Raw genomic sequence first — 24,846 nt, 5'->3', positions numbered from 1 at the left:
GCCGGTACCGGGGCCCGCGCCATCCGCCGGGTTCCGTCCGCCGGGGCCCGTCCCCCGGGTCCCGTCCCCCCGGTCCCGCCGCCGGTCAGGGGCGGGCGACGGACCGGGGGACCAGTCGGCCGTCCCGCACCTCGGCGACCGTGTCCGCCGCGTCCAGACGGTCGGGGTCGTGGGTGACCAGCACCGTCGCGGTGGCGCGCTGCCGGGTGAGCGTGCGCAGCAGCGTGAGCACCGCGGCGCCCCTCTCGTGGTCCAGGGCGCTGGTCGGCTCGTCCACCAGCAGCACCGCGGGCTCGTTCATCAGCGCCCGCGCGATATTGACCCGCTGCCGCTGACCGCCCGACAGCTGATGCGGCCGCCGGCCGGCCTGGTCCTCCAGGCCGACCGCCGCCAGCAGCTCCCGTGCCCGCTCCCGGGTGCGTGCCCGAGCCGTACGCGACGCGCGCCCGTCGAGGCGGGCCATCATCTGCAGCTGTTCGGCGGCGGTCAGCGACGGCAGCAGATTGGGCTGCTGGAAGACCGTGCCGATGGTGGTGCGGCGCAGCGCCGTCAGCGCGGCCCGGCCGAGCCCCGCGGTGTCCGTGCCGCCGACCACCACCCGTCCGCGGTCCGGGCGGATCAGTGTGGCGGCGACCGCGAGCAGGCTGGACTTGCCGGATCCGGACGGGCCGATCACCGCGGTCAGACATCCGGCGGGGACGGTCAGTGAGACCTCGTCCAGCGCCGTCAGCCGGGCGTCGCCGTCGGGGTAGGTGAGGGTGACATCGGTCAGTTCGAGGCTCATCGGGCACTTCCCAGGGCGGTGAGCGGGTCCACGGACGTGATGCGGCGGATGGCGAGCGCGGCGCCCGCGGCACCCAGCGCGATCATGATCAGGGCGGGCGCGAGCACGGTGGCCGGGGCGAGCACAAAGGGCACTGTGCCGCCGATCCCGGCGCCCACCGCGGCCACCACGGCGCTGCCCAGGACGGTCCCGCCCACCAGCAGCACCACGGCCTGTCCGAGCGCGTCGCGCAGCAGCGAGCGGGTCGAGGCGCCCAGCGCCTTCAGCACGGCGACATCGCCACCGCGCTGGATCGTCCACACCGTGAAGAACGCCCCGATGACCAGCGCGGAGATGGCGAACAGAAAGCCGCGCATCAGCTGCAGGGACCCGTTCTCGGCGGCGTACGAGCCGATGGCCTGCAGGGCGTCGTCGGCGGCGACGGTCTGTGTGCCGAGCGCCCGGTCGGCGGCGGCCAGGCCGGCGGTGCCGGAGGTGGAGAGGGCGAGGACGGTCGCTCCGGCGGCGTCGTCCGAGGCCCCGGTCCCCTCGGATGTGCCGGTCCCCTCGGATGTGCCGGAACCCTCGGATGCGCCGTGCTCCGCGGAAGCCGGCTGGTCACCGGAAGCGGCCTGGTCACCGGAGGCGGGGCGCCCACCGGCGGCCGCCCCGGCGCCGCCCGCCAGCCGCCGCCAGTCCTCCAGCGACGTCCAGACCACCGGCGTATGGGCGTACATCGCCGCGCCCGACACCGCCGCCACCCGGACCGTGCGGCCGCCGAGCGTCAGCGTGCCGCCGGTCCGCGTTCCCAGCGAGGCGGCGGCCTTCGCGGACAGCACCACCGCGCCGTCGCCCACCCGTGCGGGCGCCGTCGCCGACCCCGGCCGCACGCCGAACAGGGACACCGCGGCGGTCCGGCCGCCGGACTCGGCCTTCGTCGTCGTGATCCCCAGCGGATCGGCGTGCCGTACGCCCGGCACCCGCGCCCAGGCCCGTACGGTCCGCTCCGTCAGCCGCGAATCGGTGAAGGCGACGTCCCTGCCGTCGGCGGGCGCCGAGAACACCAGATGGTCGGCGGGCAGCGCGGTGATCGCCGAGGTGTTCTCCCGGCCCAGGCCCGCCGTCAGGCCCGACAGCAATCCCACCAACACCGTGATCAGCACAATGACGGTGCCCATCAGGGCGAACCGTCCCTTGGCGAATCTCAGGTCCCTCCAGGCGACGAACACCGGCGATGCCCTCCTCGGATCCGGGTGCCGGACTCCACTGCCCGGCATCGGCCTCCACCGTCGCCTGCCGGGCGGGCCGCGGACATCGCGCCGGGGAAGGGTCCGCCCGGATCGAAAGATGTGCCCCACGATCAACCCTTTGGTTGATGCCGCAGGTGGGGACGCCGCTTAGCCTGGGGGAGCCGTGACCGAAGAAACCGCGACCGAAAACACCGCGACTGAAAACACCGCGACCGAAGACACCGCGACCCGGGAATCTGCGGCACACACCGCGACCGGGGAATCCGCGACCGCCCCCTCCCTCACCCCCGTCCTGCGGGTCCTGCGCAGCTGCCTGCACCTGATGGTGGCCGTGCTGCTGGCGCTGGCCTGCGTGCGTGCGGTCGCCGCGCACGCCCCCGCGGCCCCGGCCGTGACCGCCGGCGCGGCCGCGCTGTTCGCGGTGTACGTGACCGGCCCCCGGCTGCCCCGCCTCCGCAGCTCGACCGCTGCCGCCGCCCTCTGGCTCGCCGCCGTGGCCCTGCTCTGGCTGGTGCTGCTCGCCCTCACCCCGGACGGCGTCTGGCTGGCCTTCCCGCTGTTCTTCGTCCAGCTGCATCTGCTGCCGCTGCGAGGGGGACTGGCCGCCGTCGCGGCCACCACCGCCGCCGCCATCGCCGGATTCGCCCTGCACACCCACACCCTGAGCCTCGGCACGGTGCTCGGTCCCGCCCTGGGCGCCGCCGTCGCCGTCGCCGTCGTCCTCGGCTACGAGGCCCTCTACCGGGAGAGCGAACAGCGCCGCCGTCTCATCGAGGAGCTCACCGCGGCACGCAGCGAACTGGCCGCCGCGGAACACGCCGCCGGGGTCCTCGCCGAACGCGAGCGGCTGGCCCGCGAGATCCACGACACCCTCGCCCAGGGCCTGTCCAGCATCCAGCTGCTGCTGCGGGCCGCCGAGCGCGCCCTGCCGCGGCAGCCCGGCACCGCCCTCGGCCATGTCCGGCAGGCCCGCACCACCGCGGCCGGCAACCTCGCCGAGGCCCGCCGCTTCGTCCGTGCGCTGAGCCCGCCCGACCTGGAGGCCGGCTCGCTGCCGGCCGCGCTGGAGCGGCTGTGCGCCACCACCGCCCGTACCTCCCCGCTCGCCGTGCACTGCCAGGTCTCCGGCACACCCACCGCGCTCCCCACCACGCACGAGGTCGCGCTGCTACGGATTGCCCAGTCCGCGCTCGCCAACACCGTGCGGCACGCCGGTGCCGGACGCGCCGAGCTGACCCTCAGCTACATGGACACCGAGGTCGCGCTGGACGTCGTCGACGACGGCGCCGGGTTCGTCCCCGCCGAGGTGCCCGCCCCGGGCTCCGCGGCGGCGGACGGCAGCGGCTTCGGCCTCGCCGCGATGCGCGCCCGGGCCCGCGCCCTCCAGGGCACCCTCGTCGTCGAGTCCGCCCCCGGCGAGGGCACCGCGGTCGCCGTCACCCTGCCCTGTCCCGCCGCCCCGCCCGACGCCCTCGTGGAGGCCGCCCCGTGACCGCGACGGACACCCCCGTCCGGCTGCTGCTCGCCGACGACCACCCCGTCGTACGCGCCGGTCTGCGCGCCGTCCTGGAGACCGAGGACGACTTCGAGATCGTCGCCGACGTCCCGACCGCCGAGCAGGCCGTCGACCTCGCCGCGCGGCTCGCCGTCGACGTCGTCCTCATGGACCTCCAGTTCGGCGGCCGGATGCTCGGCTCCCAGGCCACCGCGGAGATCACCGCCCGTCCCGGTGCGCCGCGCGTCCTCGTGCTCACCACGTACGACACCGATGCCGACATCCTCGCCGCCATCGAGGCCGGCGCCACCGGCTACCTCCTCAAGGACGCCCCTCCGGAGGAACTGGCGGCCGCGGTCCGCACCGCCGCCGCCGGGAAGTCCGCACTCGCCCCCACCGTCGCGCTGCGCCTCATGGACCGGATGCGGACCCCCGCCACCGCGCTCTCCCGCCGGGAGACCGAGGTCCTCCAGCTCGTCGCCGACGGTCTGCCGAACGCGGCGATCAGCAAACGGCTCTTCCTCAGCCAGGCGACCGTCAAGTCCCACCTCGTCCACATCTACGCCAAGCTGGGCGTGGACTCCCGCACCTCCGCGGTCGCCGCCGCCACCGCCCAGGGGCTGATCCGCCGCTGAACGCCGCGCCCCGGGCCGTATCCCGGACCCGGCCGGGCCGGCCTTCCCAGCCGGGACCGGCCCTTTCCACCCGGCCGGGCCGGCCTCCCGCACCCGTCAGGGGTCCACGGACCGGCACTGTCGGTGCCGGGTGCGAGAATCATGGACAGCACCACCGCTCGCGATGATCGACGATCAGGGAGACCCGCCCATGGCACCCGCCATCCCAGCCTCGATGGACCGGCCGCACTTCATCGGCATCGGCGGAGCCGGCATGTCGGGCATCGCCAAGATCCTCACGCAGCGCGGCGCCCGGGTGGCGGGCAGCGACGCGAAGGACTCCGCGACCGCCCAGGCCCTGCGCTCCCTCGGTGCCACGGTCCACCTCGGCCACGCCGCCGGACACCTGGCCGAGGACGCCACCAGCGTCGTCGTCTCCTCCGCGATCCGCCCGGACAACCCCGAGCTGGCCGCCGCCCACGAACGCGGCATCCCGGTGGTCCACCGCTCCGACGCGCTCGCCTCCCTCATGGACGGCCTGCGCCCCATCGCCGTCGCCGGCACCCACGGCAAGACGACCACGACCTCCATGCTGGCCGTCTCCCTCGGCGCCCTCGGCCTCAAGCCGTCCTACGCCATCGGCGGCGACCTCGACGCCCCGGGCTCCAACGCCGAGCACGGCGCCGGCGAGATCTTCGTCGCCGAGGCCGACGAAAGCGACCGCAGCTTTCACAAGTACGCCCCCGAGGTCGCGATCATCCTCAACGTGGAGCTCGACCACCACGCCAACTACGCCTCGATGGACGAGATCTACGAGTCCTTCGAGACCTTCGTCGGCCGCATCCGCCCCGGCGGCACCCTGGTCATCGCCGCCGACCAGCCCGGCGCCCGTGAGCTGACCGAGCGGATCTCCGGCCGCTACGACATCGAGGTCGTCACCTACGGCGAGTCCGCGGACGCCGACGTCCGCATCCTCAAGGTCAACCCCCGCGGCCTGACCAGCGATGTCACCGTCACCCTCACCAGCGGCAAGATCCTCACCTTCACCGTCTCCGTCCCGGGCCGGCACTACGCCCACAACGCCGTCGCCGCCCTGGCCGCCGGCGTCGCCCTGGGCCTCGCACCGCACAACCTCGCCTCCGCGCTCGGCAAGTACACCGGCGTCAAGCGCCGCCTCCAGCTCAAGGGCGAGGCGGCCGGCGTCCAGGTCATCGACTCCTACGCCCACCACCCCACGGAGATGACCGCCGACCTGGAGGCCATCCGCGGCGCCGCCGACGGCTCCCGGGTGCTGGTCGTCTTCCAGCCGCACCTCTTCTCCCGCACCCAGGAGCTGGGCACCGAGATGGGCCAGGCACTCGCCCTGGCCGACGCCTCCGTCGTCCTGGACATCTACCCGGCCCGCGAGGACCCGATCCCGGGCATCACCAGCGCCCTGATCATCGACGCCGCGCGCACCGCCGGTGCCGACGTCACCCCCGAGAGCGACCAGGCCGCCGTCCCGGAGGTCATCGCAGGAATGGCGAAGCCCGGCGACCTTGTTCTCACCATGGGCGCGGGCGATGTGACCGACCTCGGCCCCGCCATCCTGTCCCGCCTGGGCAGCTGAGCTGAGGAGGACCCCAGATGCCGTACGAGATCGACAAGCCCGACGAGCAGTGGCGCGCCGAGCTGACCCCCGCCGAGTACCAGGTGCTCCGCCAGGCCGGCACCGAGCCCGCCTTCGTCGGCGAGTACACCGACACCAAGACCGAGGGCGTCTACTCCTGCCGCGCCTGCGGCACCGAGCTCTTCCGCTCCGACACCAAATTCGAGAGCCACTGCGGCTGGCCGTCCTTCTACGACCCCAAGGACTCCGAAGCCGTCGAACTCATCGAGGACCGCACCCACGGCATGGTCCGCACCGAAGTCCGCTGCGCCCGCTGCGGCTCCCACCTCGGCCACGTCTTCGAGGGGGAGGGCTACCCGACCCCCACCGACCAGCGGTACTGCATCAACTCGATCTCGCTGCGGTTGAGCCCGGACGATCAGTGAGCGCCGTGCCGGACGCCAGGTAGCGGATCCGCCCCGGGGCGGATCCGGCGGGCCACGGCAGGCCGTCCCGGTCCGGCCGCTGCCGGGCGGAGCCTGATCAGCGGCTCAGCGGCAGGTGATCTGGGGGCCTCCCCAGTCGGCGTGGTCGGAGTCGTTGCCGTTGCCGCCGTCGGTGACCACCAGCCGTAGTTGGCTGCCGCCGGTGAGGTCCGCGGTGAGGCGCTTCGCGGGCTGGTCGACCGTCATCAGGCCGCTGTCGGCGACCTTGGTGGCGTCCCGGTAGATCTGGAAGACCACGGAGCCGTTCGCGCCCACCTCGTCGTCGAGTCCGACATCCACGGTGAGGGCGGAGCAGCTGCCACCGAGGTCGTAGGTGACCTCGTCGTAGGCGTGCGCGCCCAGTCCCTGGGAGTAGGTGGCGCCCTGGATGGTGAGCGGGTGTCCGTCGATGCTGCTGTCCTGCCGGAACGGCGCGAAGCTGTACTTCTGGGAGCTCCAGGGCCGGGAGCCCAGCGGCGCGGTGTGGCCGGCCGGCGGTTTGTCCGCGGGGCCGGGAGCGGGGCGGGACGAGTGCGACGGCTTCGCCGGCGACGAGGGCCGGGTGCTCGGGTGCTTCGGCTTCTTGCTGTGCGTGGGGGACGGCGAGCTCGACGGCGAATGAGAAGCGGTCGCGGAGCTCCTGGCGGACGGCGGCTGCTCCGTGGCGGGGGCCGCAGAGCGGTCCGCCGGGGCGCGGTGCCCGGCCGCGGCATCGTCGCGCTCCGTGCCGAGCAGCGGGCCGACGGATATGGCGACGCCGGCCAGGACGGCCACGGCGACTGCGAGCAGGGTGATCCGCGCCGGTGTGAACCGCGCCCGCCGTGGCTTGCCCGGCGCGTCGGGCAGGACCGTCCCCGAGAAGCTCAGGCCGGCCGTGGGCGCGCTGACGTCGCCGGACGGCCCGGCGCCGTAAGCGGGGCCGGGAGCTTGCGCCGACTCGGCGGCCAGCCAGGACGCGACGTCGTCGCGCAGCTCGGTGTTGCGGGCGGTGCGGTTCCAGGCGGCGGCGGTATGGCGTACCGCCGCGAGCAGGGCGGTCAGCCAGGCCGGATCGGCACCCTCTTCCGGGCCGGGGGAGTGCAGGACGTGGTTGATGGCCTCCTTCGCCAGATCCGCCGCGGCCTGGGACGAGCGGCAGCAGTCACGGGCGTAGGCCAGCACGGCCGCGTAGTGCCGTTGGTGGAACTCGTTGAGGGCCATCTGGGCCGTCCGGGCCGTGCCGTCCGGAGCCGGTGTGCCGAACGGGGTGTCCGCCGCCCGGTCGCCGGACCGGGCGGCCGCACGGATGCGCCGGACCAGCTCGGTATCGGAGGGTGCGGTCCCACCGGTGGTGTCGCAGTGCTCTTGCATGAGTGGGCCGATCACCCTTCGACGTCCTGACGGGCCATGAAAAATACCGCAAGCAGGGCGGGTATCCGGAGGCCGGTGCTTCGTTCGGCACCGGAGGCCGCGGGCGACCCGTCTCCCGCGGCCGCCCCGTCACACCATTTCCACGATCGCCGTCACCACCAACCCCGCTTCCACGAGCCACCGGCCGGTGAATTCGGTGAGCTCCCTGCCGTCGACCACCGGGCCGGGGACGAGGAGACGGGCGGTGAAGGTGGCGTCCGACGGGTCGAGGGTGAGGAGGGCGTCCTCGAAGCCGAGCCAGCGGTGGGCGAGGGGGTACCACGCCTTGTAGACGGACTCCTTCGCGCTGAACACCAGGCGGTCCCAGCAGACTTCGGGCTGTGCGCCGGCCAGCCGGCGCAGCTGGGCGCGTTCCTCGGGCAGGGTGATGAGGTCGATCACGCCGGGATCGTCCACGGGCAGATGGGGCTCGGCGTCCAGACCGACGGTCCGTACGTCCGCGGAGCGGGCCACGGCGGCGGCGCGGTAGCCGGCGCAGTGCGTCATGGCACCCACGATGCCCGCCGGCCACAGCGGCTCCCGCTTGGGGCCGGGGAGCAGGGGGGCGGGGGCGATGCCCAGTTCGGACAGCGCGCTGCGGGCGCAGCGGCGTACGGTGCCGAACTCCTTCTGCCGCTTGGGCACGGCGCCGGACACCAGCGCCCACTCCTCGGGAAACATCTCGGAGACCGGGGCGTCGTCGAAGGCCTCGGCGGTCACGACCGGGGCCGGCAGCAGTTTGTCGATCACGCGGGGGTCCCGGTCCTTCCGGCGGTGACGGGGGCGGGCGCGGGCAGGATCCGGACCGGCCGCCCCGGTGCGCGGGAGCGGCGCTGCCACTCCCGTGGATAGCCGAGCGACACCTCCTGATGGGGCACGCCGTCGCAGACCAGCAGCCGCGGGATGTGGAGGTGGCCGTAGACGACCGTGGCGGCACGGAACCGGCGCGGCCAGTCCGCGGTCGCCTCGGTGCCGCACCACAGCGCGAAGTCCGGGTACCACAGCGGGGCGGTGGGCTCGCGCACCACCGGCCAGTGGTTGACGAGCACCGTGGGCACCTCCGGCGGCAGGGCGGCGAGCCTGGCCTCGGTGGCGGCCACCCGCGCCGCGCACCACGCCTCCCGGGTCGGATACGGATCGGGGTGCAGGAAGTGCTCGTCGGTGCAGACCACTCCGGCCTTCTCCGCCTGGGCGAGCGCCGCTTCTTTGGACGTGATGCCGGGCTGCCGGAAGGTGTAGTCGTAGAGGAGGAAGAGCGGTGCGATGACGGCCGGACCACCGGCGCCCTCCCAGAGCGGATACGGGTCCTCGGGGGTGAGGACGCCCAACTCGCGGCAGATCTCGACCAGATGCTCATAGCGCGCCACGCCGCGCAGCTGCACCGGGTCGTGCTCCGGCGTCCACAGCTCGTGATTGCCGGGCACCCAGATCACCTTGGCGAACCGGCTGCTGAGCAGGGTGAGCGCCCAGCAGATGTCGGAGACGTATTCGCCGACGTCGCCGGCGACCAGCAGCCAGTCGTCGTCGGACTCCGGTCTTAAGCCCTCGACGATGTCGCGGTTCTCCTGGTAGCGGACGTGCAGATCGCTGACGGCCACCAGGGAGCCACGGTGGCCGCCCCCTTGGGGGGAGCCGGGAGCGGGTGTGGGGGCCGGGCCGGCGGCGCCGGGCGGGAGGGTGCGGATCTCATAGGTCACCCCAGAAGTAAAGACGGTGCGGGGGAGAGAGTGAAGGGCTGCCCGGGCGACGGGGCTCCGCGTCACCGGCCTGGCGGTGGGGGAGCGGGCCGCCCGCCGGACCCGCCGGACCCGCCGGACCCGCCTGACGGGGCGCCGCCGCGGCGGATGCGGGTGGCCAGCCAGAGGTCGAAGCGGTCGTCGGGGTCGTCGAGGCGGCGGCCGGTGAGGTCCATGGCCTTGTCGAGGCGGTTGCGTACGGTGTGCCGGTGGACGCCGAGCCGCCGGCTGGTGGCGTCCCATGCGCCACCGGTCTCCAGCCAGGCCGCCAGGGTGGCGATCAACTCCTCGCCGTGGTCCGCGAGGTCGAGCGGACCGAGCACGGTGTCGGCGTAGCCGTGCAGCGTACTGCGGTCGCCCAGGTCGAGCAGCAGCCGGCTGGCCTGGCTCTGCCGGGCCTGTGCCGGCGCGTTGCCCGCCCTGCTGACCGCGAGCAGCCCGGCCGCCTGGCGCAGCGACACCCGGACCGCTTCGGGTGCCGTGGCCGGCCCGATCCCGGCCGGGCAGCGCGGGGCGAAGCGGGCGAGTACTTCGCGGATGTCCAGCTCCTCACCCACCACCGCCTCGATGACCGTCTCCGGCCCTCCTTCCACGACCCTGACCAGGCCGCCGGGCACCGCCAGCGCCAGATCGGCGGCCATCTCCTGCGCGGCGCCGTCCGTGGGCCCGGTGCCTTCCACGGGCCCGGCACTGTCCGCGGACCAGGTCCCGTCCGCGGGCCCGCCCCCGGTGGCCGGCCCGGCTCCGGTCGTCGCACCGCCTCCCGTTCCGGCTGCCGTTCCGCCTCCCGTTCCGGCTGCCGCGGCACCCGCTGTCGTACGGCCTCCCGGGGCGCCCTCCGCCGCCACCACGACCCCCCGCACCCGCTCGGCCGTCAGCCCCACCGAACGCAGCATGTCCCGGGCCCGGTCGACGGACGGATCCTCGTCGGCCAGCAGCTCCGACAGCAGCGCCGACCGGCGGCGGCGCTCCGGCTCATCGCGGAGGTGGCGGCGCTCCAGCTCCAGGGAGAGCAGCGAGACCAGGCCCGGTACGACCGAACGGGCGGCGTCGTCCGGCCGGCCGGTGAGCAGCAGCAGTCCGCGCAGCCGCCGTGCGCCCAGCGGCTGCACCTCCAGCTGCTGCCCGGCGGCCGTGCTGGACGCGCTGCCGCGCAGTCCGCGCGCGGCGACCCGGTCCAGCAGCTCGTGTGCCTGCGCCGGCAGCGGCCGCGACGCGCGCTCGCTGGTGGCGAGCAGCCGCCCGAGCGGGTCCAGCACCGCCGCGCCCACGCCGGTGGCGGCCGTCCACTCCGCCAGCATCGGCCGCAGTCCGTCGCCGGTCGCCGCGGCGGTCAGCCGGCGCTGGGTCGCGAACGCCCGCTGCAGCAGCGCGCGCTGTTCGTCGGCCCGTGCGTCGAAGACCGCCTTGGTGACGGCGATGAACGGCACCTCGTCGGGCACCGTCAGCAGCGGCAGGCCGGCCTCCTCGGCCGCGCGCACCAGTGGCTCCGGCGCCTCCTGGTACGGCAGTCCCTGACCCAGCCCGAGCGCCAGACACGCCGCCCCGCCCTCGGCCGCGTCCCGGACGTACGCCCGGCAGGCGGCCGGCTCCATCGGCAGCAACAGGCCGATGGTCATGAGGAGTTCGCCGCCCTGCAGCCACTTCCCGGGCGTCGGCAGATCCGAGACCGTCGCCGCCTCGATGGTGCGGGCCAGCTGCTGCGGCGGCACGTCGTAGGTGACCGACAGGCGGAGATCGGGCCGGGCCAGCAGATCGGAGAGATGCAGGGGCATGGACACAGTGTCCATCACCTGCCGGGGGAGTGGACGATCGGGCGAGGGGCTGTGGCTCCTGTGGCAACAGCCCCTATGGCCCGAGCACCACCACCGACTCCGGTGGGAGCCGCAGCACACCGTCAGCCCCGGGAAGCCGGGCACCGGGCCAGCCCGCCAGTGCCTGCAGAGCGGATGTTTGGAGCGCGGATCTCTGCAGCGCGGATGTCTGCAGAGCGGACGGGGACTGCCCGGCCCCGGCCGGGCCGTGGCCGTCCGCCCCCTCGCCCCCGCCGCCCGGGCGGGTCCCGTCCGCGCCGTCCCCGGTGACCGGAATGGCCGCCGTGGCCTCCCGCGAGAGATTGACCGCGACCCGTAGCGGTCCGCGCCGCAGCAGGAGCCAGCGGGCCCGCTCGTCGTAGTGGACGGCGGTGTGGCGTGGATCGGGATCGGTCAACGGCGGCAGCTCATGGCGCAGCGCCAGCAGCGTACGGTGCCAGGCCAGCAGCGAGGTGTGCGGCTCCACGGAGGGTTCGCTCCAGTCCAGGACGCAGCGGTCGCGGGTCGCCGGGTCCTGTGGATCCGGCCAGTCCTCGGCGTGACCGGCCCAGTCGTACGCCGCGAACTCGCGACGGCGCCCGGCGCGTACCGCCTTAGCCAGCTCCGGATCGGTGTGAGCGGTGAAGTACTGCCACGGAGTGCTCGCGCCCCACTCCTCGCCCATGAACAGCATCGGCGTGAACGGCGCGCACAGCACCAGGGCGGCGGCACAGGCCAGCAGCCCCGGGGAGAGCCCGGCCGCGAGCCGGTCGCCGAGCGCGCGGTTGCCGATCTGATCGTGCGTCTGGGCGTAGGCGAGCAGCCGGTACGCGGGCGTCACCCGCAGGTCGAGGGGCGCGCCGTGTGTCCTGCCGCGGAAGCTGGAGTACGTCCCGTCATGGAAGAAGCCGCCGGTCAGCGTCTTGGCGAGGGCGGCCAGCGGGGCGCGCGCGAAGTCGGCGTAGTAGCCCTGGGATTCGCCGGTGAGCGCGGTGTGCAGGGCGTGGTGGAAGTCGTCGTTCCACTGGGCGTGCAGACCGTGCCCGCCGTCCGCCCGCGGCGCGGTGGTGCGCGGATCGTTCAGATCGGACTCGGCGACGAGGAACAGCGGGCGCCGCAGCTCTTCGGCCAGCGTGTCGACGGCGGCGGACAGTGCGGCCAGGAAGTGCGGGGTGCCGTCGTCGTGCAGTGCGTGGACGGCGTCCAGCCGCAGCCCGTCGAGCCGGTAGTCACGCAGCCAGGACAGCGCGCAGCCGAGGAGGTAGTCGCGCACCTCGTCGCTGCCGGGGGCGTCGAGATTGACCGCCGCGCCCCACGGCGTGTGATGGGTGTCGGTGAAGTACGGCCCGAACTGCGGGAGAGGGTTGCCGGACGGGCCGAGGTGGTTGTGCACCACGTCGAGCACCACCCCCAGTCCGTGGCCGTGCGCGGCGTCCACGAACCGCTTGAGGCCGTCCGGCCCGCCGTACGGTTCGTGCACCGCCCAGGGTGCGACCCCGTCGTAGCCCCATCCGTGGCTGCCGGGGAACGGGCAGACCGGCATCAGGGAGACATGGGTGATGCCCAGGTCGGCGAGGTGGCGCAGCCGCGCGGCTGCGGCGTCGAAGGTGCCCTCGGGGGTGTACGTCCCGATGTGCAGCTCGTAGAGGACCGCGCCCGGCAGCGGGCGGCCGGGCCACGGGTGCCGCCATACGAACCGGTCGTGCTCGACGACCGCGGCCGGGCCGCCGGGGCCGTCCGGCAGCCGCGCGGCCCGCGGATCGGGCAGCGGCGGCCCGTCGTCGAGCCGGAAGCCGTACCGGTCCCCGTCGCGGGCCGGTGCCTCGGCACGCCACCGGCCCGCGCGTCCGGCGTCGCGCTCCAGCGGGACGTCCGGCTCACCGGCCCGGTCACCCGCCCACTGGAGCGCGACCCGCCCGGCCTTCGGAGCCCACACCTCGAACAGCACGGCCGTCCTCCTTCGTTCGCTCCGGTCCCGACGGGAAAAGCATGCCCGCCCGCCGCCCGGCAGCCCCTCGCGGCGACACGGCGCCTGAGCGCCATCCGCCCCGGCCGTCACTACGAGCCGTACGCGCACCTGCACCATCCCCCCGGCACCCACCTGCACCACCCCCCCCCGCACCCACCTGCACCGTCCGCCGCACCGACCCGCACCGTCCGCCCCCGCCCACCCGCACCTCCCACCCCGACCATCAGCACCTCCGGCCCGCCCACCTGCAACGACCCAGCGCCCAACACCGCCTGGACAGCGGGTCGTGGTGGCCGGAGAATCACGCTATGACTTCGCTCGAGTTCCCCGCGCGCCCCGCGCGCCCGTCGGATGCGGACCGGGAACGCGCTCTTGATCTGCTGCGCGACGGCGCGGCACAGGGACGGCTGTCCCAGGACACCTTCCTGCGACGACTGGAACTCGTCCTCACTGCTCAGCAGCAGTCCGAAATCGATGTGGTCACCGCCGACCTGGCCGACCGAGGCAAGGTCCAGGGCACCCTCCTGCGGATGGTGGGCCGGGTCTCCGCGTTCCACATCCGGGTACGCCGCGCCTGGCGCAGAGAGCGGCTGCCGAAGCTGCTGCTGCCCGAACCGGGCCCGCTGCCGCTGCTCATAGGGCGGGCGCCGGGCGTGGGCCTGCGCCTCAACCACGACACGGTCTCCCGTGCCCACGCCGAACTCCGCAGCGCGGGCAACGGCTGGCTGCTGCGCGACCTCGGCTCCACCAACGGGACCTGCGTCAACGGCCGCCGGGTGGTGGGCGAGGTGCCGGTCGGCCCCGGTGACCACATCACCTTCGGCCAGGTGGATTACGTCCTGACACAGCGGTGAACGGGCGGCGCGGCCGGGACCACCGCGCCGGTCCCCGACGGCCGCGCTGCCGCACCCCGCCCGGGGCGCGGCAGCCGCCGCCTCAGCCGGACGCACCGCGCGGCGCTGCGTCCCACCGCACCGGCCGGTCGCCCGACGGATACGACGTCCACACCCCTTCACCGTGTGTCAGGCCGGGCAACAGCCCCTGGAACTCCTGGACCCGGCGGGCCGGGAGCGAACCGCTGACCAGCCAGGAATGCCGCCCGCCGGTGGTGTCGGCGAATTCGGCGCCCAGGGCCGCGAGACGGGCGGTCACCGCGGCGAGCGCGGCGAGCGGGACCTCGGCCTCGAAGGCGTGGTACGGCTCGTGGACCCGGGTGCCGGCCGCGCGCAGCGCCCGCCCCAGCACCGGGGCCGTGACCGTACGGAAATCCCCCGCGGTGCTGAGCGGGCCGACGAAACCGGAGCGCGTCAGCACCACCCGGCAGTCCGTCACCGCCCACCCGTGCGGTCCGCACCGCAGGGTGGCCAGCGCGGTCTCCTCGACGGCCTGGTGGAAGCCGTGCGGCAGGGCGCCCAGTTCGGTCTCGTAGGTGAAGACCGGGCCGGAGCCACGGGCGCCCGGCTCGACCCGGAGGCCGACCGTGGCCCAGGGACCGGTGTGGCCGCGCCGGGCGATCTCGTGGCAGGCCTCGCCCACCCCCGACGGCCGCTCGACGCACACCACCCGGCTGGGCGCGAACTCCGCCTCGATGCCGTGCTCCTGGCACAAGGTGGTGGCGATGATCTCCTTCTGCACCTCGCCGTGCAGCAGCACCGAGGTCGCGCCGCCCGGCGCGGGGCGGGCCCGCAGCAGCGGGTCCTGGTCGGCGAGCCCCAGCAGCGCGGCACGCAGCGCCGCGGCCTGTGCCGGACGGCGGGCACTGACCAGGGTTTCGAGCGTGGGGGCGGCGAACAGGGCGCCTGTGGCGGGTGCCTCGGCGGCCGGTCCGAGACGGTCACCGGTCCGGACGCCGGGCAGCCCCCGGACCACCCCGATATTGCCCGGGGTCAGCGGCCCGCCGTCACCGGGCGGCCGGCCGACGACCTGGAGCGAGGTGATCCGCCCGGTCAGGGGCCCGCCGGGGCCGTCCGCCCCCGGCCGGTGCAGCTCGACCCGCTGACGGGGCCGCAACGCGCCCCCGTAGAGCCGGATATGGGCGGTCCGTTCGCCGTCCGGCGGCTGCTGGACGGCAAAGACCGTGCCCCGCGCAGTGGTGCCGGGGACGGCGGGTGCCGGCGGAATCAGCCCCGCCATGCCCTCGATGAGCGCGCCGACGCCCTGACCGCCGAGCGCGGAGCCGAAGTACACCGGGTGCAGCGATCCGTCGGCGGTCCGGGCGGTGAGTGCCGCGCGCAGCCGCTCCGCGGTCAGCCCCGGCCCGTCCGGCTCCGCACCGTCCTCGCCGCGCTCCCGCCCTGCGGGGACAGGATCCACCAGCTGGGCCAGGACCGACTCGTCGACCTCGGCGACGAGTTCGGCGATCCGCTCGCGCACTCGGGGGTCCTCCAGGGAGTACGGCACCACCCCGGCCCCCGCGGTGCCGAGGCCGGTCACCGACGTCATCGGGACGGCGGCCGGTGTCAGCAGCCGGCGGATGTCCGCGAGCAGCGCCTCGTCCCGGGCACCGGCCCGGTCGATCTTGTTGAGGAACAGCAGGGTGGGCAGCCGCAGCCGCCGCAGCGTCTTCATCAGCACCCGGGTCCTGGCCTGGACGCCCTCCACCGCGGACAGCAGCAGTACGGCACCGTCGAGCACCCCCACGGCGCGCTCGACCTCGGCGATGAAGTCGGCATGGCCGGGAGTGTCGATGAGGTTGATCTGCACCTCGCCGACGGTGAAGGAGGCGACGGCCGAGCGGATGGTGATACCGCGCTGCCGCTCCAGCTCGCCGGTGTCCGTGAGGGTGTCACCCGTGTCGACGCTGCCGAGCCGGTCGATGGCACCGGTGTCGAACAGCAGCCGCTCGGTGAGGCTGGTCTTACCCGCGTCGACGTGGGCGAGAATCCCGATGTTCAGGGTGTGCGAAACAAGCATGGAAAGGGGTTTCCTCAAGAACTGTCGTCCGGCTGGGGCGATGAGTAGTTCCGAGGAATCCGCGCATTCCGTGCTCCTGATGTGGGGAAAAACGGGTGTACGCGGTCATGGTGCCAGCCGTGCGCGGGGCCGCAACCGAATTAACGGGCGGGGCCTGATGATCCGGCGCCCCCTCACTCCGCCACGAACAACGCCACCGGCGACACCGCCAGCAGTTCGCTCAGCCCCACCGCCGCGCCCCCCGGCAGCTCGCGGCCGGTCAGCAGCTCGCGCCAGGGGCCGCCCGGCGGCAGCCGCAGCAGGGTGTCCCACCAGCCGCCGGTCTCCACCAGGCACAGCGACAGACGGGTCACCACCGTCAGCACCCGGCCGCTGCGGCAGAACGCCACACAGTGCTCGGCCGCCGGGCCCTCCGCGTACACCGGCTCGTACGACGCGGTGGCGCCGAACCACTGGGGACGAGCGCGCCGCAGCCGCAGTGCCGTGGCGGTCAGCCGGAGCTTTTCCGCGGACAGATCGCGGGGCGCGCCACCGGCGTCCAGCTCGGCCAGCAGCTGTGGACCGAAGCGGGCCGGCCCCCTGTTGTCCGGGTCGACCAGTGCGGCATAGGCGCGTTCGGTGCCCTGATAGAGGTCGGGGACGCCCGGCATGGTGAGATGCAGCAGCGCCGCGCCCAGCACATTGGCGCGGACGAAGGGGGCGACTTCCTCGTCCAGCGCGGCGAGCGGGGCGGCCGTGGGACCGCACGGCCCGTTGCGTACGAACTCCTCGACCGCCTCCTCGTAACCCGCATCCGGCTCCGTCCACGAGGTGCGCAGCCCGGCCTCCCGTACGGCCTTGAGGACCGCGGGCGCCACCCGCTCCGCCGCGGCTTTGTCGCCCGGCGCACCCAGGCCGAACGCGGTCTGCCAGGCCAGCCACGACACCATCGGATCCGCCGGGCCGGCGCCGGCCGGGCCGCCGGCGCCGACGTCGCACACCGCCCCCTCGGCCATCGCGCCCAGCACGTCCCGCCACCGGTCCGGGCACTCCGACAGCACCGCGATCCGGGCCCGGACATCGGCGCTGCGCTTGGTGTCGTGGGTGGAGAGCACCGTGCCGGCGGTTGGCCGGTCCCGCTGCATCCGTGCGCAGTACGCGTGGAACGCCTCCGGGGGCAGCGCCGGTTCCCCGGGGCTGCCGCCGACCTCACAGGCCGACAGCAGCACCGGATAACGGTAGAAGGCGGTGTCCTCCACGGACTTGGCGTGCAGCGCGGACGCGGTCTGGGCGAACCGTGCGGCGAAGTCGGCGCAGTCCGTGCGGTCGTGGTCCGGGTGATCCGGCAGCCGGCCCAGCGCCAGATCGTGGATCAGATCCACCGCCCGCGCCTCCTCGGACACCCGGAAGGCGGTGCGCGCCCCCGCCGCGGCCGTGCCCAGCATCGCCGCGTCCTGCTCGGCCTGCCCCGGATCCGCGGGGTACGGGCGGTAGACCGGCAGCCGCACCATCAGCTCCCGGATGGCATGGCGCAGCGCCCACGGCGCATGATCGCCCGGCGCGGGGACGCGTGCGCTGATCCGGACCGCGGTCCGCACCAGCCGTTCGACCTCCGCGGCCAGATCGTGCGTGATGACCTCGTACGCGGCCCGGCGCACCGTCTCCTCCCAGTCGCCGCCCTCGTCGGCCAGCGGGGTGACGAAGTCCCGGTAGTGGGAGAAGAGCCGTCCGGCGCCCTGCGGGCAGACGAACAGACCGTCGATGTGGCGCAGGGCGTCATAGCCCGTGGTGCCCGCGCAGGCCCAGCTCTCCGGCAGCAGTTCACCGCCGGTGAGGATCTTCTCCACCACCGTCCAGCGGCCGCCGGTCCCCTCGTGCAGGCGGGCCAGATAGCCGCCGGGGTCCACCAGGCCGTCCGGATGGTCGATGCGCAGCCCGTCAACGACGCCCTCGCGGATCAGCCGCAGCACCGTGGCGTGGGTCGCCTCGAAGACCTCGGGGTCCTCGGCACGGACCGCGATCAGCTCCGCGATGGTGAAGAAGCGGCGGTAGTTGAGCTCACTGCGGGCCAGCCGCCACCAGGCGAGGCGGTACCACTGGGCATCCAGGAGGCGGGGCAGTTCCAGCCCCTCCGTACCGGGGCGCAGTGGAAAGGCGCGCTCCCGGTAGCGCAGCACGTCGCCCTCGACGCGGAAGTGCCGCGCCTCCTCGCCGAGCCGGCCCCCGAGCACCGGCAGCAGCAGCCGGCCGCCGTGTCCGGCGTCCCAGTCGATGTCGAACCAGCGCGCGTACGGGGACGCCGGGCCGTCGCGCAGCACCTGCCACAGCGGCCCGTTGAGCGACACCGGCCCCGGCACGGCCATATGGTTCGGCACGAGGTCCACGATCAGCCCGAGGCCGTGCGACCGGGCCGTCGCCGCCAGCGCCCGCAGCCCCCGCTCACCGCCCAGTTCGGCCCGTACCGCCGCATGATCGACCACGTCATAGCCGTGCGTGGACCCCGGCACCGCCTCCAGGACCGGCGAGAGGTGCAGATGGGAGACGCCCAGCGCGGCGAGATGCGGGACCGCCCGCTCGGCGGCGGCGAACGGGAAGTCCGGCTGGATTTGCAGCCGGTAGGTGGCGGTCGGCGACGGACTCGGTGGCTGCGTCATGGGGACACCCGTACCCCGCTGACGGCCCGTTGTCTCCTTCCTGCCCGGCATGAGCATCGTCCCTTCCTCCAACGGGGCGGTCGGAACGGCAGCAGATCTTCGTACGTCCGGTGCGTGGGGTGCGAGGACCGCGCCCGATAGCGTCCGGCAATGACTGCTGTAATGGCCACCTATCGCCGGGTGCTGGCCCTGAGCGGGCCGATGCTGCCCGTCGTCTCCTTTCTCGGCCGGCTCCCCACGGCCATGTGCCAGCTCGGCAGCCTGCTGCTGGTGGCGCGGACCAGCGGCTCGCTGGCGACCGCGGGCCTGGTGGGCGGTGCGCTGGCGGCGGGGCAGACGGTGGGCGGGCCGCTGCTCGGGCGGCTCGCCGACCGGTACGGTCAGCGGCCGGTGGTGCTGGTCGCCTGCTGGTTCGATGCGCTCGCGGTGGCCGCGCTGGTGGCCGCCGCCCTCGCCGGGGCCGGGGCGCTGCCGCTCGCCCTGACCGGGTTGCTGGCCGGCGCCGGCGTCCCGCAGATCGGGCCGCTGGCCCGTACCCGGCTCGTGGCGCTCGCCCGTCGCGCCCGGGCCGACGACCGTCTGATCAACACCGCGCTGTCCCTCGAAGGCACCCTGGACGAGATGTCGTTCGTGCTCGGCCCGGCGCTGGTGGGGCTGTCCGCCACGGTGGCCCACCCGGCCGTGGCACTGGCCCTGGCCGCGCTGCTGCTCGCGGTCTGCGGCTCGGCGTTCGCGCTGCATCCGACGGCTGTGGTCGTGCGTCCGGCGGCCGTTGCGGTGCGGACGACGGCCGTGGTCCGGCAGGCGACGGACGTCCGCGCCCGTCCGCCCCGTGCCCGGATGCCCCGCGCGGTGCACGGCCTGCGCGTCTCGATGGCGCTGCAGGGCGTGATCTTCGGCGCCTGCCAGTCCGGCATCACCGCGCTCACCGAACGCCTCCACCAGCCCGCCCAGGCCGGACTCGTCTACGCCGCGATGGGGGTGATGAGCGCGGTCGCCGGACTCTCGCTGGCGCTGGTCCCCGCCCGGATCACCCTGCCGACACGCCGGCGGTCGGCCGCCGCCGCGCTGCTCGTGCTTTCCGTGCCGCTGCTGTTCGCACGGTCCCTGGGCACGCTCTATCCGGTCGTCGTGGTGCTCGGGGTGGCCATCGCCCCGCATCTGATCACGGTCTTCGGCCTCACCGAACGGCTGGTGCCGGCCGGCAGACTGGCCGAATCGATGGCCTTCCTCACCAGCGCGGTGGTCGGCGGCCAGGCCCTGTCCCTGGCCGCCTCGGGCCGGCTCGCCGAGGCCTACGGCCCCTTCGCCGCCTTCGCCGTCGCCGTCGGAGCCGCCGCGGCGATCCTCGCCCTCGCCCTCGGAATCCCTGCCCGCCGCCGCGAGGCGGACGGGACCGTGAAGACGGACCCTCGGCTCCCCTGCCCGGCGCCCCGCCGCTAGGCAGGCCGCTGCAGCACCAGCAGGCTCCGGCCGATGAGTGTCAGCCGGTCGCCGGCCTTGACCTTGGCGCCGCCGCCGTCCGCCACCGCCCGCGGCCGGTCGGTGTCCACCACGACCTGCCACTGCCGGCCCAGGTGCTCGGGGACGATGAACTCCTTCTCCTGGTCATGGGCGTTGAACAGCAGCAGGAACGAGTCGTCGGTGACCGGTTCGCCCCGCGGGCCCGGCTCGGAGATCGAGCTGCCGTTGAGGAACACCGCCAGCGACTTGGCGTGCACCGACTGCCAGTCGCGCGGCCCCATCTCCTCGCCGCCCGCCGTGAACCACACGATGTCGGACAGCTCGTCGTGGGTGCCCTCCATCGGGTGCCCCTGGAAGAACCGCCGGCGCCGGAACACCGGATGGTCGCGCCGCAGCCACACCATCTGCCGCACGAACTCCAGCAGCGCCCACTGCTCCGCATCCCGCTCCGATGCGGCGTCCCCCACCGATGCCCCATCCGCCTCTGACGCCTCGCCCCCCTCCGGCGCCCCGTACGCCTCGTCCGTGGCCCCGGGCGCGCCAGGTGCGCCGGCGCCCCCGCCCGCCGGTCCCCGTTCCGGCCAGCGCACCCACGACAGCTCGTTGTCCTGGCAGTACGCGTTGTTGTTGCCGTCCTGGCTGCGGCCGAACTCGTCCCCGTGGCTGAGCATCGGCACGCCCTGCGACAGCATCAGTGTGGCGACGAAGTTGCGCATCTGCCGTGCCCGCAGCCGGCGCACCCCGGGAACGTCGGTCGGCCCCTCGGCACCGCAGTTCCAGGACCGGTTGAAGCGTTCACCGTCCTGGTTGTCCTCGCCGTTGGCCTCGTTGTGCTTCTCGTTGTACGCGACCAGATCGTGCAGCGTGAAGCCGTCATGGCAGGTCACGAAGTTCACCGAGGCCAGCGGCCGCCGCCCGTCCTCCTGGTAGAGGTCCGACGAACCCGTCAGCCGGGACCCGAACTCGGCCAGGGTGCGCGGTTCGCCCCGCCACAGGTCCCGCACGGTGTCGCGGTACTTCCCGTTCCACTCGGTCCACAGCGGCGGGAAGTTCCCCACCTGATAGCCGCCCTCGCCGACGTCCCACGGCTCGGCGATCAGCTTCACCTGGCTGACGACCGGGTCCTGGTGGACCAGGTCGAAGAACGACGACAGCCGGTCCACCTCGTGGAACTGCCGGGCCAGCGTCGCCGCCAGATCGAAGCGGAAGCCGTCCACCCGCATCTCCTGCACCCAGTAGCGCAGCGAGTCCATCACCAGCTGGAGCACATGCGGGCTGCGCATCAGCAGCGAATTCCCGGTGCCCGTGGTGTCCATGTAGTACTGCTTGTCGTCCGACAGCCGGTAGTACGAGGCGTTGTCCAGCCCCCGGAACGACAGCGTCGGGCCCAGATGGCTGCCCTCGGCGGTGTGGTTGTAGACGACATCGAGGATCACCTCGATACCGGCCTGGTGCAGTGCCCGCACCGCCGTCTTGAACTCCAGCACCTGCTGCCCGCGGTCGCCCCACGACGCATAGGCGTTGTGCGGGGCGAAGAACCCGATGGTGTTGTAGCCCCAGTAGTTCGTCAGCCCCGCGTCCACCAGCCGGTGGTCCTGGACGAACTGGTGCACCGGCATCAGCTCCAGCGCGGTCACCCCGAGCTTGGTGAGGTGGTCGATGACCGCCGGATGCGCCAGCGCGGCGTAGGTGCCGCGCAGCTCCTCGGGGAGCTCCGGATGGCGCATCGTCAGGCCCTTCACATGGGCCTCGTAGAGCACCGTCTCGTGATACGCGGTACGGGGCGGGCGGTCGTCACCCCAGTCGAAGTAGGGGTTGACCACCACCGACGCCATGGTGTGCGGCGCCGAGTCCAGATCGTTGCGGACCTCGGGACGCCCGAAGTGGTAGCCGTAGACGGCCTCGTCCCAGTCGATCCGGCCGCTCACGGCCCGTGCGTACGGATCGAGCAGCAGCTTCGCCGAATTGCAGCGCAGCCCCCGTTCCGGTTCGTACGGACCGTGCGCCCGGAAGCCGTAGCGTGCTCCCGGCATCACCCCCGGAAGGTACGCGTGCCGCACATTGGCGTCGCTCTCCCGCAGCTCGACGGCGGTCTCCGAACCGTCGTCGTGCAGCAGACACAGTTCGATGCGCTTCGCGGCTTCGGAGAACACCGCGAAGTTGGTGCCCGCCCCGTCATAGGTGGCACCCAGCGGATACATCTGTCCCGGCCAGACCTGCATGGGTAGACTCTTCCACTTTCTTCTCGGGCGCAGCGGCGACTCCACGACGCACATCCGCGAAACGAATCGAAATCCTTCCCCAACTTTTCGCAACTTCTCGCACACAGAGGGCTTTTCGCGGGATCTCCGCTCAATGGTGGAGCAACCTGTCGCGATGTCGGATCGTCCTACTGGTCGTCCTGTTGGAGGACGGACGGGGGATCCGACATGCATGTCATGGAATGTGACAGCAGGGGGGAACCGTGCGCCATCTGATGCACCGCCACCTCGGCAAGGTCCTCGCGGGGACCGCCCTCGCACTGACCGGCACCGCCCTCATGGCCGCGATCACCCTCCCCGCCGGCGCGGACGCCGCCGGCGGGGCGGGCGGCCCGAGCCGGCCCGGTGCGGTGGGCCGGTCCGTGCCGGGAGCCGATCCTGGGCCCCCGCCGCCCGGCGTCGTCGAGGCGGCCCGCCCGCAGGGGGAACGCGGCCGGGGACGGGACCCGCTCACCGACGACGAACTGCGGCGGGCCCGGGATCTGGCCCGGCCGCGCACCCGGCGCGGTGTCGCCGCCGACGTCACCGGACGGTCCGGGCCCGAACCCCTCACCACCGACCTGGCCGAACTCACCCCCGCGGAGGCCGGGCTCGCCGACCCGCCGCGCCGGGCCCTGGTGTCCTCCTACGACTACCGGAGCGACAGCTACCTCACCACCACCGTCAACCTCACGACCTCGAAGGTGGAGTCGACGGACACCCAGCACGGTGTTCAGCCGCCGCCCAGCCACGCGGAGGCCGTCGAGGCGGTCCGGCTGCTGATCGCCGCCCCGTTGGGAGCCGGGCTGCGCCAGGACTTCCACGAGGCCACCGGACGTGACCTCACCGGCCCTGACCCGCTCGCCGTGACCGGCTTCGTCTACCGCGGCCGCGCGGAGGGCGAGGCGCCGGGCGCCCTGGCCGACTGCGGGGAACACCGCTGCATCCGCCTCTTCACCAAGGTGAAGGACGGCCCGTGGATCGACACCCGCCGCTTGGTGATCGACCTCAGTGCCCGCACCGTCGCCCGCCTCGGCTGACCGCCCCGCGCGCCGCCGATCCCGCCACTCCTTCCCCGGGAGCCCCTGTATGCCCGAAAGACGCCCCACCGGTACCCGCCGCCCGCGCCGCCGTGCCGCGGCCCTCACCGCCGTCCCCGTGCTGCTCACGGCGACCGCCCTGCTGACCGGCCCCTCCGCCCAGGCCGCCCCCGGAGCCCCCGGAGCCCCGCTCCCTGCGGGCCCGGCCGCCCCCGCTCCCCGCTGCAGCGCCGCCTACCGCATCACCCAGACGCTGGAGGGCGGCACCGTCTGGCGGATGTGCTGGCACTACGAAGGCAACGCCGGTCTCGTCCTGGACGACGTCTCCTACCAGCCCAAGGGCGAACGCGCCCCGATCAAGGTGCTCACCACCGCCAAGCTCGCCCAGATCCACGTCCCCTACGACGACGGCAGCAACGAATACGACGACCTCACCGGTCAGGGCTTCGCCCAGGGCCTGATGAAGCTCGACCCCGCCGAATGCCCCGGCGGCACCATCAAGACCGTCCGGGTACCCGGCGCCTACGACCCCGCACCCCCCGACGTCAGCGGCCTGTGCGCCACCACCCGCGCCCGCGGCCACGCCTACCGGATGGGCCCCTACCCCGGCGAGCAGGCCAGGACCTACCAGCTCCAGGGCAAGGACCTGCTGCTCTACACCGTCAACAAGACCGGCTGGTACGAGTACATCAGCGAGTGGCGGTTCTCCGGCGACGGCACCATGACCCTGCAGATCGGCGCCACCGGCACCCTCTCACCCAGCGACTTCGACGCCGGCGACGGCCGGGGCACGCCGATCGGCAAGGGCGCCAAGGACTACGCCACCAGCCACAGCCACAACGTCTTCTGGCGGCTGAACTTCGGCCTGGACGGCAGCGCCGCCAACAAGGTCGAGCAGTTCGACTCCGCCACCACGATCCGGCCCGGCGGCAACACCCCCACCATCCGCACCACCCGTACCCCGGTCACCAAGGAACTGGCCGGGGACTCCGGCCCGCTGCGCTGGTGGCGGGTGGTGAGCGACACCGGAAAGAACCAGGACGGCCACCCGCGCTCGTACCAAATCGTGCCGGGCCCCTCCAGCAAGTACACCGGACGCAGTTACACCACACACGACATTTACTTCACCGAGTACAACAAATGCGAGCAGTTCGCCAGCAACAACCTGGCCAATTGCGGTGCGCGGGCCGGCAAGAGCGTCGACACCTGGGTCAACGGCCAGCCGCTGAAACACCCCATCGCGTGGGTCAACATCGGGTTCCACCACATCGCCAGGGACGAGGACCAGGAACCCATGCCTGTTCACTGGCAGGGCTTCCAGCTGGTTCCCCGTGACGTCACCGCTATGAATCCGCTCACTCCCCCCGCACTGTCCGGGCACAACGGGCACTATGGATAAGGGGAGTTGGTAACCGACTCCCTCCTTCCTGCTGCACCGCCTCCCGCACCGCAGTAGTCTGCCTTGATCGTTGGC

At 73.6% G+C, this 24,846-nt stretch carries 18 protein-coding genes; 8 read left to right on the top strand and 10 right to left on the bottom strand.

Annotation, left to right across the window (positions count from 1 at the left end):
• Nucleotides 1–85: 85 nt before the first annotated feature.
• Together D9V36_RS11475 and D9V36_RS11470 are read right to left on the bottom strand one after the other, a co-directional pair.
• The gene (locus tag D9V36_RS11475; RefSeq protein WP_129293682.1) at nucleotides 86–784 is read right to left on the bottom strand and encodes an ABC transporter ATP-binding protein; all 699 of its coding nucleotides are present in this window, start codon (nucleotides 782–784) and stop codon (nucleotides 86–88) included.
• Entirely contained in the window at nucleotides 781–1,992 is a 1,212-nt protein-coding gene (locus tag D9V36_RS11470) for an FtsX-like permease family protein (protein ID WP_129293681.1), read from the bottom strand. Before D9V36_RS11470 ends, D9V36_RS11475 begins: the two co-directional genes overlap by 4 nt.
• Before the next feature lie 343 nt (nucleotides 1,993–2,335).
• On the opposite strand from D9V36_RS11470, the gene D9V36_RS11465 reads away from it, so the two are divergent.
• The 4 genes from D9V36_RS11465 (at nucleotide 2,336) to msrB (ending at nucleotide 6,156) form a co-directional block, all read left to right on the top strand.
• A complete protein-coding gene (locus D9V36_RS11465; RefSeq protein ID WP_129298352.1) occupies nucleotides 2,336–3,505 on the top strand; it encodes a sensor histidine kinase in 1,170 nt (389 codons plus the stop codon).
• Nucleotides 3,502–4,143 carry a response regulator gene (locus tag D9V36_RS11460; protein ID WP_129293680.1) on the top strand — a complete coding sequence of 214 codons (642 nt, stop codon included), beginning with the start codon at nucleotides 3,502–3,504 and terminating at the stop codon, nucleotides 4,141–4,143. The genes D9V36_RS11465 and D9V36_RS11460 overlap by 4 nt, the downstream gene beginning before the upstream one ends.
• 190 nt (nucleotides 4,144–4,333) lie before the next feature.
• A complete protein-coding gene (gene murC, locus D9V36_RS11455) occupies nucleotides 4,334–5,731 on the top strand; it encodes a UDP-N-acetylmuramate--L-alanine ligase (RefSeq protein WP_129293679.1) in 1,398 nt (465 codons plus the stop codon).
• Between the two features lie 17 nt (nucleotides 5,732–5,748).
• Nucleotides 5,749–6,156 carry a peptide-methionine (R)-S-oxide reductase MsrB gene (gene msrB, locus D9V36_RS11450; protein WP_129293678.1) on the top strand — a complete coding sequence of 136 codons (408 nt, stop codon included), beginning with the start codon at nucleotides 5,749–5,751 and terminating at the stop codon, nucleotides 6,154–6,156.
• A gap of 105 nt (nucleotides 6,157–6,261) precedes the next feature.
• Here the strand turns inward: msrB and D9V36_RS11445 are convergent, their stop codons facing one another.
• The 5 genes from D9V36_RS11445 to treZ form a co-directional block, all read right to left on the bottom strand.
• Complete coding sequence (locus tag D9V36_RS11445; protein ID WP_129293677.1) at nucleotides 6,262–7,545, bottom strand: NPCBM/NEW2 domain-containing protein; 1,284 nt, start codon at nucleotides 7,543–7,545, stop codon at nucleotides 6,262–6,264.
• Nucleotides 7,546–7,674: 129 nt separating this feature from the next.
• Entirely contained in the window at nucleotides 7,675–8,334 is a 660-nt protein-coding gene (locus tag D9V36_RS11440) for a 4'-phosphopantetheinyl transferase family protein (RefSeq protein ID WP_129293676.1), read from the bottom strand.
• A complete protein-coding gene (locus tag D9V36_RS11435; protein ID WP_129293675.1) occupies nucleotides 8,331–9,281 on the bottom strand; it encodes a metallophosphoesterase family protein in 951 nt (316 codons plus the stop codon). Before D9V36_RS11435 ends, D9V36_RS11440 begins: the two co-directional genes overlap by 4 nt.
• A gap of 62 nt (nucleotides 9,282–9,343) precedes the next feature.
• Nucleotides 9,344–11,095, bottom strand: a complete 1,752-nt coding sequence (locus D9V36_RS11430) for a PucR family transcriptional regulator (RefSeq protein ID WP_129293674.1) — start codon at nucleotides 11,093–11,095, stop codon at nucleotides 9,344–9,346.
• A gap of 73 nt (nucleotides 11,096–11,168) precedes the next feature.
• Entirely contained in the window at nucleotides 11,169–13,061 is a 1,893-nt protein-coding gene (treZ, locus tag D9V36_RS11425) for a malto-oligosyltrehalose trehalohydrolase (RefSeq protein WP_129293673.1), read from the bottom strand.
• Between the two features lie 329 nt (nucleotides 13,062–13,390).
• Between treZ and D9V36_RS11420 the strand changes: the two genes are divergently transcribed.
• On the top strand, nucleotides 13,391–13,936 hold the full coding sequence (locus D9V36_RS11420; RefSeq protein WP_129293672.1) for a DUF1707 and FHA domain-containing protein: 546 nt from the start codon (nucleotides 13,391–13,393) through the stop codon (nucleotides 13,934–13,936).
• An 82-nt stretch (nucleotides 13,937–14,018) separates the two neighbouring features.
• On the opposite strand, the gene otr(A) is transcribed toward D9V36_RS11420, so the two are convergent.
• Both otr(A) and treY read right to left on the bottom strand, forming a co-directional pair.
• Nucleotides 14,019–15,995 (bottom strand): tetracycline resistance ribosomal protection protein Otr(A), encoded by a 1,977-nt coding sequence (gene otr(A) / locus D9V36_RS11415; protein ID WP_129293671.1) that lies wholly within the window; start codon nucleotides 15,993–15,995, stop codon nucleotides 14,019–14,021.
• Nucleotides 15,996–16,168: 173 nt separating this feature from the next.
• A complete protein-coding gene (treY, locus tag D9V36_RS11410; protein WP_129293670.1) occupies nucleotides 16,169–18,628 on the bottom strand; it encodes a malto-oligosyltrehalose synthase in 2,460 nt (819 codons plus the stop codon).
• 150 nt (nucleotides 18,629–18,778) lie between these two features.
• Between treY and D9V36_RS11405 the strand changes: the two genes are divergently transcribed.
• On the top strand, nucleotides 18,779–20,071 hold the full coding sequence (locus D9V36_RS11405; protein WP_241720830.1) for an MFS transporter: 1,293 nt from the start codon (nucleotides 18,779–18,781) through the stop codon (nucleotides 20,069–20,071).
• Here D9V36_RS11405 and glgX read toward each other — a convergent pair.
• Nucleotides 20,068–22,314 carry a glycogen debranching protein GlgX gene (glgX, locus tag D9V36_RS11400; protein WP_129293669.1) on the bottom strand — a complete coding sequence of 749 codons (2,247 nt, stop codon included), beginning with the start codon at nucleotides 22,312–22,314 and terminating at the stop codon, nucleotides 20,068–20,070. The two genes, D9V36_RS11405 and glgX, sit on opposite strands and share 4 nt — an antisense overlap.
• 242 nt (nucleotides 22,315–22,556) lie before the next feature.
• Between glgX and D9V36_RS11395 the strand changes: the two genes are divergently transcribed.
• Together D9V36_RS11395 and D9V36_RS11390 are read left to right on the top strand one after the other, a co-directional pair.
• Complete coding sequence (locus tag D9V36_RS11395) at nucleotides 22,557–23,372, top strand: Tat pathway signal sequence domain protein (RefSeq protein ID WP_129293668.1); 816 nt, start codon at nucleotides 22,557–22,559, stop codon at nucleotides 23,370–23,372.
• 49 nt (nucleotides 23,373–23,421) lie between these two features.
• The gene (locus tag D9V36_RS11390) at nucleotides 23,422–24,771 is read left to right on the top strand and encodes a copper amine oxidase (protein ID WP_129293667.1); all 1,350 of its coding nucleotides are present in this window, start codon (nucleotides 23,422–23,424) and stop codon (nucleotides 24,769–24,771) included.
• Nucleotides 24,772–24,846 lie beyond the last annotated feature (75 nt).

The sequence above is a fragment of the Streptomyces lydicus genome (assembly GCF_004125265.1).
Lineage (GTDB): Bacteria > Actinomycetota > Actinomycetes > Streptomycetales > Streptomycetaceae > Streptomyces > Streptomyces lydicus_C.
The sequence above is the reverse complement of the archived record's forward strand: the minus strand, read 5'-3'. Positions and strand labels throughout refer to the sequence as shown.